Below are 11,846 nucleotides of genomic sequence, written 5' to 3'. Positions count from 1 at the left end.
ATAGGGGACCCAGAATCTGGGTCCCCTATCGGCGTTTGGGCACCAGATGGTGCTCCGGCGAACTTGCCGTACCCGCGCCCCACCGCGGGTGCGTGATTGAATTCGTGGGATACAGACTTTCGCGATACCAAGAAAGGGAGCACCGTGCCGGAACAAAACGACGATCGGAAGCCCTTCCGGCGCGGCGCTCCCGACTCCGGGTCCGGCCGGCGAGATGACAACCAGCAGGACGCGAGCCGGCGCGGCGGCGGGTTCAACCGTCGCGGTGACTCGGGGGAACGCGGGGGCTTCGGTCGCCGCGGCGAGTCGAGTGGCTCCGGCTCCCGTGACAATTCCTCCGACCGTGGCGGTTACCAGCGACGCGAGAATTCCGGTGGGTTCAGCCGCCGGGGCGACAGCGGCGGTTCCGACCAGCGCGGCGGTTCGGGCGAACGCGGCGGGTTCAGGCGTCAGGACTCCGGTGACCGGAGTGGTGATACCGGTGGCTTCCGTCGCGGCGGCGACGCACCCAAGCGCGGTGGTTTCCAGCGCCGGGACGAGTCCGCGGATCGTGGCGGTTCCGCCGGCCGAGGCGCATCGGGGGATCGGGGCGGATTCAAGCGCTCCGAGGGTTCCGGTGAACGCGGTGGCTTCAAACGCCGGAGTGATTCCGGGGAGCGGCGCGACGACTCTCGGGGCGGCTTCCGTCCCGGCGGCGAGTCCGGTTCGCGCGGTGGATTCGATCGTGGTGAGTCCCGTGGCGGATTCCCCCGTCGCCGCGACGATTCCGGCGATAGAGGCGATTCTCGCCGCGAGGAACCGGGCGAGCGTGGCGGGTTCAAGCGTCGTGGCGATGCAGGCGAGCGCGGTGATGCGGGGCGGCGCGGTGCGTCCGGCTTCCAGCGCCGTGATGACGATCGCCGTGGCCAGGGACCGGAGCGTGCGGGGCAGCGCGGCGGCGCGGATCGCGGGGATCGGACACCGCGCGAGGATTCATCATCGGATCGTCGCCGTGGCGGCGAAGGCGCCCATGTCGGTGGGGGCCGTTCCCTCGACCGTCGTCCGCCCCGTCCGGAGGAACCCGATCTGCCGGACGAGGTGCAGGCAGCCGATCTCGATTCCGCTGTGCGGCGAGACCTGCTCAGTTTGGACAAAGGGAACGCGGAGACGGTCGCCCGGCACTTGGTGATGGCGGTGCGTCTGCTCGACGACGATCCGGGCCTCGCTCTCGCCCATGCCAGGGCTGCTCGGCAGCGGGCCGGGCGGATCGCGGTCGTCCGCGAGACCGCGGGAGTGGTGGCCTACCACGCCGGCGAATGGGCGGAAGCCTTGTCGGAGTTGCGTACGGCGCGCCGGATGTCCGGTGGTTCCGGGCTGCTGGCCGTCATGGCCGACTGCGAGCGCGGCTTGGGCCGTCCCGAACGGGCCATCGAGCTCGGGCGCAGCGAGGAGGCGCGTGCCCTCCGGGGTGACGATGCCACCGAACTGCGAATGGTCGTCGCGGGCGCGCGCATGGACCTCGGCCAGTACGACCAAGCCGTGGTGACCTTGCAGACCTCGGATCTCGACCCGTCAAGGACCGGTTCCGCCGCGGCCCGCCTCTTCTACGCCTACGCCGACGCCCTCGTCGCCGCGGGCCGCACCGACGAGGGCCTCACCTGGTTCCTCAACGCAGCCTCAGCCGACCTCGACGGAGACACGGACGCCGAAGAGCGCGCCGCCGAACTCACAGGCGACAGCGACATCTGAACCTTTCCCCGATCACGGTTGCCGCGCCCCATGGGGGCTTTCCAACCGGCGAATGGGACCTTCCGATACCAGCCCGGCTCGCGTCGGTCGCCGACCGGATCATGGCCGGGCTGGACGGGCCGGTCAACTGGCTCTACCTGCCGCTCTGGCGCTCGCGGTATGACCAGCTCGCGTCTGCGCCCGGCAATCGGGACGTTCCCGCTTCAGCAGGCCGGGTAACTTGTCCTCGGCATGCCGCGCCAGTGATGTCGGCACCGCGATCTCGACCGTCGGCCGCGAGTGGTGACGAAGCGCCCTGGCGGGCCGTCCCTACGTGAGCTGCCCTCGTCTTCGTGGCGGCGGGGCTTCAGCGAATCGGGAGCGGTCGCCGCATGCTGTGCAGATGCCGGTGAGGCGAACTCGAAGGTTCGGGCGTGATGACCAGCCCGGCGCGGCCCGCCTTCTAATAGTCGTATCCAGGCACTCGTACGATCGAGTCGTTCGGCAGAACCCGTCGGATCGGGCGATCGAGCCGTGCGGCGGCCCGTGATGTCGGTGGGATGAGCGTCGACCTATGGGATTTCGGTAATCGACGTAGCGTCTGGAAACCCTGGGCAGTCCGGACGCGCATCGCCCGCAGATCGCAGGTGTGCACGGGTGGAGGGCGGTAGTCGGCTCCGAGGACTGGCCCACACCCGGCGCCAGGCACGTGGACCGATGGTTCAGGGTGCGGCCGGGGAGCCTGTGCCTGTGCGAATCTTGCCGCGGTCGCGGGCATCTGGTGAGCAGGGCCGATCGGATCATCGCGGTGGCCGCGATCATGCGCTCGTGATCTGCGGATCTTTCCTGGGCTGCTTGGGATCCGGAGTGGCTGACGCCACGTCTGTCCGGTCCGCGCGTCGGCGTAGTGTCGAGGGTCTCGGACTTGCCGAGCGGATGGGCTGCCGGAGGGCCCGGCGGTGATGGGTCGGCGCGGCCGATCGGTGACACAGAGTGAGAGTGGTGTGAAGCGACTACGAGATCGCTACCGAGCCCTGCTGCTCGACCTGGACGGCACGCTGTATCGCGGGCACGAGGTGATCGAGGGAGCGCCGGAGGCGCTCGCCGCGAATGGGCAGGCGGGCCGGCGATTGGTGTACGTCACGAACAATGCCAGTCGTGGGCCGCAGGTCGTTGCCGCGCATCTGTCCGAACTCGGTTTTGCCGCGACCGCCGAGGACGTGGTGACCAGCGCACAGGCGGCGGCGCGGTTGCTGGCCGAGCGGCTCGACCGTGGCGCGCCGGTCCTGGTCGTCGGCACCGACGACTTGGCCGCCGAGGTGGAGGCTGTCGGGTTGCGACCGATCCGGCGCTCCGACGGCGACGCGCCCGCCGCTGTGGTGCAAGGGCATTCACCCCACACCGCGTGGCCGGACCTCGCCGAGGCCGCCTACGCCCTGCGCACGGACGCACTGTGGGTCGCGGCGAACACCGACCGGACGCTGCCGAACGAACGCGGCCTCGCGCCGGGTAACGGCGCGATGGTCGCCGCGCTGCGCGCCGCCTCCGATCGGGAGCCGATCGTCGCCGGCAAGCCGTATGCGCCTCTGCTGGAGGACGCGCTCGTGCGAGCCGGTTCCCGTTCCGCCCTCGTGGTGGGCGACCGTCTGGACACCGATATCGAGGGCGCCAACCGGGTCGGCCTCGACTCGTTGCTGGTGCTCACCGGTGTCAGCACTCTCGATGAACTGCGCAAAGCCCCGGATGGACACATCCCGACCTATGTCGCCGACTCGCTCGATGCCCTCAACCACGCGGCCGTAGCCGCCGAGCCGGAAGCCGATCTCGGCGAGATGCTGCGGCGGAACCCCGGACGAGCTGTGACGGTCCGCGCGTCCGATTCGGAAATCCGATAGCGTTGACGCCACGATGACTAGTCCTATACCTCGTCCGAACGGTCCCGGCAGCGCCGGTGCGCAAGGTCCCCGCCCCGGGGTCCCGCTGCCCGGTCAGCACCTGCCGGGTACGCAAGGCCGCCCGGAGCCTGCCGACCCGGATCGAATCCGCGGCGAGGTCGACAGCCTGCTCGCCGAACTCGACCGCCCCGGCCGGGCCGCGCCGGCGACCGACAGCGCCGAGGCCGGCGTCGACATCACCCGTCGCGCTCGCATCCTGGAGCAGGCACATGACGTGCTGGTACAGGCCTTGGCCACGGTGGACAAGATCTGAGGTGGCCAGACGCGCACGGGTGGACGCGGAACTGGTTCGCCGCGGATTGGCGCGATCGCGAGAACACGCGGTCGAGCTGATCGGCGCGGGCCGCGTCCTGATAGCTGGAACAGTCGCCGTGAAGGCGGCGACCGCTGTGGAGGCGGGCACACCGCTGGTGGTCCGCGAGGAGCCCGACGAGGTGTCCTGGGCCTCGCGCGGCGCACACAAACTGCTCGGCGCGCTGGAGCGGTTCGAGCCGGACGGGCTGTCGGTGGCGGGCAAGCGCTGCTTGGACGCGGGCGCCTCCACCGGCGGCTTCACCGACGTCCTGCTGGCGGGTCGAGCACGGGAGGTCGTCGCCGTCGACGTCGGCTACGGCCAGCTCGTGTGGCGTCTGCGCACCGACGAGCGGGTCCGGGTGTTCGACCGGACCAACGTGCGCAACCTGACGCCCGAAACCATCGGCGGCACGGTCGAAGTGGTGGTGAGCGACCTGTCCTTCATTTCGCTGAGCCTGGTACTGCCCGCGCTGGCCGCCTGCGCGGCGCCCGGCGCCGATCTGCTGCCCATGGTGAAGCCGCAGTTCGAGGTCGGCAAGGAGCGGGTCGGCTCCGGTGGCGTGGTGCGTGATCCCGCGCTGCGCGCCGATGCGGTGCGCGCGGTGGCGGCAGCAGCAGCGGAGCTCGGCATGCGCACCGCAGGCGTCGTGGCGAGCCCGTTGCCGGGCCCGTCCGGCAATGTCGAATACTTCTTGTGGCTGCGCAACGACGGGCCGTTCGATTACGACGCCGAGCAGGTCGCGGCGCTGGTCGAGCATGCGGTTGAGGAGGGTCCACAGTGAACGCGCCGGCCCAACCCTGCGGCAGGGAGATCTTGCTGGTCTCGCACCCGGGCCGCGCGGAGATCATCGAGACCGCCCACCGGGTGGCGAAGATCTTCGCGGACGCGGGCATCTGCCTGCGCGTGCTCGCCGACGAGGCGGACAGCACGCGCTTCGCCGCCGAGCCGGGCGGCTACCCGGTGCGCGTGGTCGAGCACAGCCCGGACGCGGCGGTCGGCTGCGAGATGGTGCTCGTGCTCGGCGGCGACGGAACGTTCCTGCGCGCCGCCGAATTGGCGCGCCCGGCGGGGGTGCCGGTGCTGGGAATCAACCTCGGCCGCATCGGGTTTCTCACCGAAGCCGAGGCCGAGAACTTGGATGAGGCGCTCGCCCAGGTCGTGCGCCACGATTACACCATCGAGCATCGGATGACCATCGACGTCACCGTCCGGGTCGAGGACGAGGTGGTCGAGAGAGGCTGGGCGCTGAACGAGGCGAGCATCGAAAACGCCTCGCGCATGGGCGTACTGGAAGTGGTGCTGGAAGTCGACGGCCGTCCGGTATCGTCGTTCGGCTGTGACGGCATCCTCGTCTCGACGCCGACCGGGTCGACCGCCTACGCCTTCTCCGCGGGCGGTCCGGTGGTGTGGCCGGAACTCGAAGCCTTGCTGGTGATTCCGAGCAACGCCCATGCCCTGTTCGCTCGTCCGCTGGTGACCAGCCCGGATTCGCGCATCGCGGTCGAGTCTGTGGCGACCGGACACGATGCGATAGTTTTCCTGGACGGCAGGCGCACGCTCGCACTCCCCAGCGGTGGCCGGGTCGAGGCGGTTCGCGGCGCTCGACCGGTGCGCTGGGTGCGGCTGGACTCCGCACCGTTCGCCGACCGGATGGTGCGCAAGTTCCAATTGCCCGTGACAGGCTGGCGTGGCCGACGGCGAACGGAGAGCACAAGTGCTGACAGAGATCAGGATTGACGGGCTTGGCGTCATTTCCACCGCGACCGCGCAGTTCCATGCGGGACTGACCTGCCTGACCGGTGAGACCGGCGCGGGCAAGACCATGGTGGTGACGAGCCTTCATCTGCTCAGCGGTGCCCGCGCGGACGCGGGCCGGGTCCGGCTCGGCGCCTCCCGCGCCGTGGTGGAGGGCCGGTTCACCATCGACGACGTCAACGATGCCGCGCGCGCCGAGGTCGCGCGGGTGCTGGAAGCGGCCGCGGCCGAGCAGGACGACGACGGTAGCGTCATCGCGATCCGCACGGTCGGCAGCGATGGGCGCTCCCGCGCGCATCTCGGTGGTCGCGGCGTCCCCGCCTCGGTGCTTGCCGATTTCACCGCGCCTGTGCTGACCGTGCACGGCCAGAACGATCAGCTGCGTTTGCAGCGCCCCGACCAGCAGTTGTCGGCGCTGGATCAGTTCGCGGGCGACACCGTGGGCGCTCTGCTGCGCAAGTACCAGGTGCTGCGCCGATCGTGGCTCGACGCCCGCACCGAGCTGCTCGAACGAACCGCGCGCAGCAGAGAATTGGCCCTCGAAGCCGAGCGACTCGAGCACTCGTTGAAGGAAATCGACGCCATCGCGCCCGAACCCGGCGAAGACGTGCGCATCGTCGACGAGGTGCGCAGGCTGAGCGATCTGGATTCGCTGCGGGAGGCTGCGGCCACTGCGCACGACGCGCTGGCCGGGCCCGCCGAAGCGCCCGAAGACGGTTCCGGCGCGCTGGAAGCGCTCGGCGCCGCGCGCGCCCGCATCGAAGCCGCCGACGATCCGGCGCTGGTCGCGCTCGCGCCGCGCTTGGCCGAGGCCATCGCCGTGGTGGTGGACGTGACCACCGAGCTGAGCGGATACCTTTCCGACCTGCCGTCCGATCCAGGAGCGCTGGATTCGCTGCTCACCCGGCAGGCCGAACTGAAGACGCTGACCCGCAAGTACGCACCCGACATCGACGGTGTGCTGGCCTGGGCGCAGGAGGCGCGCACCCGCCTCGGCTCGCTCGACGTCTCCGAGGAGGCGCTGGGCAAACTGGCAGCCGAAGTGGACACCGCCGCCGAGCGGGTGCGGGAGGCGGCGAAGAAGCTGAGCGCGGCGCGGAGCAAGGCGGCGGGGAAGCTGGCGGCCGCGGTGAGCGCCGAGCTGGGTGGCTTGGCGATGGGCAAGGCTCGTCTGGAGGTCGAGGTGCGGCCGTTGCTCGCGGGAGCGCAGGACTCGGCGCCGCTCACCGTCGACGGCCAGGAACTGCACGCCGGCGCCACGGGCACCGATGAGGCCGAGTTCCGGCTGGCGGCGCATTCGGGCGCGCAGTCGTTGCCGTTGAGCAAGAGTGCGTCGGGTGGTGAACTGTCGCGCGTGATGCTGGCGCTGGAAGTGGTGCTCGCCGGTTCCGATCACGGAGCGACCATGGTGTTCGACGAGGTCGACGCGGGCGTCGGCGGGCGAGCCGCGGTGGAGATCGGCCGCAGGCTGGCCCGGCTGGCGCGCACCCACCAGGTCATCGTGGTGACGCATCTGCCGCAGGTCGCGGCGTTCGCCGACACCCACCTGGTGGTCGACAAATCCGACGACGGCAAGGGCGCGGTCAACAGCGGCGTCCGGGCTCTCACCAATGACGAGCGGGTGGTCGAGCTGGCGCGCATGCTGGCCGGTCTCGACGACACCGAGACCGGCCGCGCGCACGCGGAGGAACTGCTGGCGACGGCGCGCGCCGAGAAAGCGGGCGCCGAGGTGGCCGCGCGCTGAGCGCGCCGGTCAGCGCACCGCCTTCTGCGCACCCTTGATGAACGTGCCGATCAGGTTCTTCAGGCCGAACTCGAGCACCTTGGCGGGCACCGGCAGCGACGGGTCCGATTCCATGGTGTAGGAGACCAGGGTGCCGTTGTCGGTGTCGGCGAAGGTGACGATGCCGACGTGCCGCTTCACCGGCGCGCCCTTGACGATCTTGTACTCCATCCGCTCCCCGGGCACGAGGTTGGTGATCTCCTCGGTGACGCCGACCGGTCCGAGGCCGATCAGGTGCTGCGCGCCGACGCCTTCCCGCTCGGTCAGGCCGGGCTTGACCAGCTTGACCTGGACCGGAATGTAGGGGCTGATGCTCTCGCGGTCGGCGAAGAGCCGGTACACGACCTCGCGCGGGGCGGCGATGACGGCGTCGACGGTGGTGCTGGCCATGAAATCTCCTCTTCCAGTTACGTGTGACCGGCAGCATATAGCTACAGCGGGCGCGGCTCGGTGATCGTGTCGTCCGCATCACAATCGGCGGCAAGCCGCCCGCGTGGTCGGCTCTACCGAGCCGGTGCGGTGGAGGCGTTCGGAGCCGAGGTCGGTGTGAGGTAGCGGCGGCCGTCACGGGAAACGGTATGTCGAACTACGGATGGCATCCATGAAGCGACGGGTAATAGTGCGGTGCTCGCTGTCGGCTGCGATTGAGAGTGTACGTGCGCGCGGGTGGATGGATCCGGCAAACCGAGTCTCGATCAAGGGATTTCGAAATCGCCCACTGTGTCGTACGCAATGAATGTCCGCAATGTCCGATTCCTAATCTACTATGGAACTCAGTAGATGAACGGCGGATGAACTCCGTCGGATAGCGGCAAGCACCGAGGCGAAGGGGCCATCATGTGCAGCGTTCTCTCCGCAAGGACCAGCACGGACGAAGCGCGGCGTTCCGGACCGGTGTCCGGCCGCGGCCGGAAATCATCGAAGAAGGGGGCGTTCGCGCTGATCGTCGCCGGTCTCGCCGCCGGGACGGTGGCCGCGGCGGGCGGGGCGGCCGCGGAGTCGTTGTCCGGCTCCGACCACTCCGGTCGTTCGGGCTCGCACGGCGACTCTACGGGGTGGCACGCGATCGACCCGTTCGGATATCAGCATTCCGATCCGAATCCACTGCGGCAGAACGAACATCAGCATGCGCTGCGCGAGTATCACCGGCGGAACAAGCCCCGTCCGGACGAGAGCAGTGCCGGAAACGGCGCCGGGGAATCGGCGTGGACGCGCACGCAGCGGCCGGACGGCAATGGCTGGACCGTGTGCCGCCCGCAGGCGAAGTGGTGCTGATCGATGATCGAGACGCGAGCTGTCGGCGGCTGCGCCGAACGCGGGAATGGAAACTCGTTCGGCTGCTGGTGATCGGCGCCGTGGCTTCGGCCGGACTGGTGTTCGGATCCGCCACGGCCGCGGCGACCGGGGGCAACGTGAGTGTGGACTGTCTGTGGGCGGGCGCCGCCTATGGGCAGGGGAACTCGATCGCCGCCGGTGGTTGGAGCTTCCGGTGTGGCACGGACGAGCGGGGCGCGCCGTGCTGGTTCCGCGGTGCGGTCGTGAGCGAGCCGAGCACGGTGCCCAATCCGGGCGCGGCGCAGAGTCCGGCCGGGCGGTTCAGCGCGGGAGCCCGGCAGCCGGGAACGGCGTACAACGACTATTGCGTGGGGAGCCGGCTCGTCGAAGGCGCCGAGGATGTCTACCAGGTGGTCACCCATCGAGACGGCACCATGTCCTGGAAGGCCGCCGCTCCGATCGAGCGGTGGCGCTTCGGCCCGGGCGCGACCGTCCGGCGAAGTCGTGGCGCTCGGCAAGTCTCTGCGACGACGGCAATCCGACCTGATCCGAGCCGCTTGTCGCGCACGGGTAGCAGTGGATTCGCTGTCTGCTGGAGAAGAGGGTCTATATGCGTCACAGCGGATCGGCAAGGCATTCGCGCCCTGATTGCTGACACTGCTGTTTCTTCCGAGGCCAGATCTCATCTCGCATAATTTGGCACGTTTGCGGGTGTCGACCGAGGTTTCCAAGGGAGTGATCTGCCCGGATGAATGTGGGGCGTCTTCCGCGCGAGTGCGAGCGACGGTGCGGATAGGATTGCTAATAGGTAACGCGAAGGCGTCATGCGCTCGGTGAGACGGCGCGCCTCCACCAATGGTTGAGAGTTTGCGCTCATCATCGCCCCATGAGGATGCCGGCGCTATTGTCGCGAAACACCGAAACGCTGCCTGGTCTGATCGGGACGGCCCGGGTGGACCGCAACACCCGGCGGCTGCTCGGTCGGGTCGGACCGGGCGACATCGTCGTCCTCGACGAGATGGACCTCGACCGGATGACCGCCGACCGGCTGGTCGAGGCCCGCGTCGGCGCGGTGATCAACACCTCGCCGTCCATTTCCGGCCGCTACCCGAACCTCGGCCCCGAGGCGCTCGTGGCCCACGGGATCCTGCTGCTGGACACGGTGAGCTCGGATGCGTTCAAGAAGATCAAGGACGGCGTCAAGGTCCGCGTCGCCGACGGTGTGGTCTACGCCGACAAGCTGATCAAGAAGGAGCCGGAGGTCCTCGTCGAGGGCATCGAACTCACCGAGACCGCCATCGCGGAGCGCATGCTCGAGGCGCGCAACGGCCTGGCCGATCACCTCGAGGCGTTCGCGGGCAACACCATCGAGTTCATCCGCACCGAGAGCGCGCTGCTCATCGACGGGTTCGGTGTTCCGGAGCTGGATCTGGTGATGAAACACCGGCATGTGGTGGTCGTCGCGGACGGCCCGGAGCACGCCGAGGATCTGCAGCGGCTCAAGCCGTTCATCAAGGAGTACACCCCGATCCTGATCGGCGTCGGCCGTGGCGCCGACACCCTGCGCAGGCGGGGATACCGGCCCGACGTCATCGTGGGCGACCCCGAGGAGATCACCAGCGCCACCATGAAATGCGGCGCCGAGGTGATCCTGCCCGCCGATACCGACGGGCACGCCAAGGGACTCGAACGCATCCAGGACCTGGGCATCGGCGCGACGACCTTCCCCTCCTCGGGTTCGGCCGCCGATCTGGCGCTGCTGCTGGCCGACCACCACGGCGCCGCGCTGATCGTCACCGCGGGAGCGCCCGCCTCGCTCGACGATTTCTTCGACCGCGGCCGTCGCGACAGCAATCCGGCCACCTTCCTCACCCGGCTCAAGGTCGGTACGAAGCTGATGGACGCTCAGGCGGTGGCCACCCTGTACCGCAATCGCGTGTCCGGAGTCGCCGTCGCGCTCGTGGTGCTCGCCGCGCTGGTCGCGGTGATCGTCGTGTTGCTGGCGTCCAACAGCGGCGGGGACGTCGCGGAGTGGGGCGTGGACGCCTGGAACCGCCTCGCGCGATGGGCGCAGGGGCAAGCCGGATCGTGGGAATTCTGAGGAGAACGATGATTTCGCTGCGCCAGCACGCCGTCTCGATCGTCGCGATCTTCCTCGCGCTCGCGATCGGTGTGGTGCTCGGATCCCAGACGCTCGCGGCCGACCTGCTGTCGGCGTTGCGGGCGGACAAGTCCGACCTGCGCCAGCAGGTCGACATCCTGACCGAGCAGAACCGGCGGCTCGGCGAGCAGGCCGTGGCCGCCGATCAGTTCATCGCCGGGTCGTCGGGCCGCATTCTCGGCGGCGCGCTCACCGACCGCAGCGTCGTCGTGTTCACGACCCCGGACGCCGATCCCGGAGACGTCGACGCCGTGACCAAGGCGCTCGAGGTCGCCGGCGCGGGGGTTACCGGCCGGATCGCGCTCACCGAGGCGTTCGTCGACGCCACCGAGGGCGACCGGATGCGCTCGGCCGTCACGAACGTCATCCCGGCCGGGGCGCAGCTGCGAACCGGCGCGGTGGACCAGGGCAGTATGGCCGGTGATCTGCTCGGCCTGGTGCTGCTGCTCGACCCCGCCACCGGGCAAACCCGGAGCACCCCGGAGGAGCTCGGGCTGGTCCTGGAGACTCTGCGCGGCGGCGGCTTCCTCGCCTACGGCGAAACGCCGGTGCGCCCCGCGCAGCTCGCGGTCGTGATCACCGGCAACGGCGTCGCTGCCGCCGAGAACGGCGTGGGCGCCAACAGCGCGCGTTTCGCCGGTGCTCTGCGTGGCCGCGGTGCCGGAGTGGTCCTCGCAGGCCGTGCGGGCGCCGCCGACGAGCAGGGACCGATCGCCGTGATCCGCACCGACGCCGCGCTCGCGGCCCAGGTGAGCACCGTCGACAATGTCGAGCGGGAACTCGGCCGGGTCACGACCGTGCTGGCGCTCGGTGAGCAGCTCAACGGTGGCGCCGGACGCTACGGCACCGGCGCCAAGGCCACCGCGCTCACTCTGGCCGCGGTTCCGGGCTGAGCGGGCGCGAGGCCGTCGGCGG

Annotated in this window: 10 protein-coding genes and 1 pseudogene; 10 read left to right on the top strand and 1 reads right to left on the bottom strand. The window is 69.8% G+C overall.

What is annotated here, in order from left to right; all coding sequences use genetic code 11:
* Positions 1-663 precede the first annotated feature (663 nt).
* From NA8_RS30180 to recN, 6 genes and pseudogenes are all read left to right on the top strand, one after another.
* Positions 664-1,728, top strand: a pseudogene (locus tag NA8_RS30180) (tetratricopeptide repeat protein); the annotation flags it as partial.
* Positions 1,729-2,669: 941 nt separating this feature from the next.
* Entirely contained in the window at positions 2,670-3,602 is a 933-nt protein-coding gene (locus tag NA8_RS30175; protein WP_084467191.1) for an HAD-IIA family hydrolase, read from the top strand.
* A gap of 13 nt (positions 3,603-3,615) precedes the next feature.
* The gene (locus NA8_RS30170) at positions 3,616-3,915 is read left to right on the top strand and encodes a hypothetical protein (protein ID WP_245664063.1); all 300 of its coding nucleotides are present in this window, start codon (positions 3,616-3,618) and stop codon (positions 3,913-3,915) included.
* Between the two features lies 1 nt (position 3,916).
* A complete protein-coding gene (locus NA8_RS30165; protein ID WP_063053706.1) occupies positions 3,917-4,738 on the top strand; it encodes a TlyA family RNA methyltransferase in 822 nt (273 codons plus the stop codon).
* Positions 4,735-5,694 (top strand): NAD kinase, encoded by a 960-nt coding sequence (locus NA8_RS30160; protein ID WP_063053705.1) that lies wholly within the window; start codon positions 4,735-4,737, stop codon positions 5,692-5,694. The genes NA8_RS30165 and NA8_RS30160 overlap by 4 nt, the downstream gene beginning before the upstream one ends.
* Positions 5,672-7,456, top strand: coding sequence for a DNA repair protein RecN (gene recN / locus NA8_RS30155; RefSeq protein WP_063053704.1), 1,785 nt, complete (start codon positions 5,672-5,674; stop codon positions 7,454-7,456). Before NA8_RS30160 ends, recN begins: the two co-directional genes overlap by 23 nt.
* 9 nt (positions 7,457-7,465) lie before the next feature.
* On the opposite strand, the gene NA8_RS30150 is transcribed toward recN, so the two are convergent.
* Positions 7,466-7,885, bottom strand: coding sequence for an SRPBCC family protein (locus NA8_RS30150; protein ID WP_063053703.1), 420 nt, complete (start codon positions 7,883-7,885; stop codon positions 7,466-7,468).
* 447 nt (positions 7,886-8,332) lie between these two features.
* Here NA8_RS30150 and NA8_RS30145 point away from each other — a divergent pair, with 447 nt between their 5' ends.
* The 4 genes from NA8_RS30145 (at position 8,333) to NA8_RS30135 (ending at position 11,824) form a co-directional block, all read left to right on the top strand.
* Positions 8,333-8,770: a hypothetical protein gene (locus NA8_RS30145; RefSeq protein WP_063053702.1), complete on the top strand. Its 438-nt coding sequence runs from the start codon at positions 8,333-8,335 to the stop codon at positions 8,768-8,770.
* Entirely contained in the window at positions 8,764-9,465 is a 702-nt protein-coding gene (locus tag NA8_RS34185; protein ID WP_157107006.1) for a hypothetical protein, read from the top strand. Before NA8_RS30145 ends, NA8_RS34185 begins: the two co-directional genes overlap by 7 nt.
* A 191-nt stretch (positions 9,466-9,656) precedes the next feature.
* Complete coding sequence (steA, locus tag NA8_RS30140; RefSeq protein ID WP_063053701.1) at positions 9,657-10,871, top strand: putative cytokinetic ring protein SteA; 1,215 nt, start codon at positions 9,657-9,659, stop codon at positions 10,869-10,871.
* A gap of 8 nt (positions 10,872-10,879) precedes the next feature.
* A complete protein-coding gene (locus tag NA8_RS30135) occupies positions 10,880-11,824 on the top strand; it encodes a copper transporter (protein WP_157107005.1) in 945 nt (314 codons plus the stop codon).
* Positions 11,825-11,846: the final 22 nt, after the last annotated feature.

Origin of the sequence: Nocardia arthritidis NBRC 100137, assembly GCF_001612765.1 — a bacterium.
Classification (GTDB): domain Bacteria; phylum Actinomycetota; class Actinomycetes; order Mycobacteriales; family Mycobacteriaceae; genus Nocardia; species Nocardia arthritidis.
The sequence above is the reverse complement of the archived record's forward strand: the minus strand, read 5'-3'. Positions and strand labels throughout refer to the sequence as shown.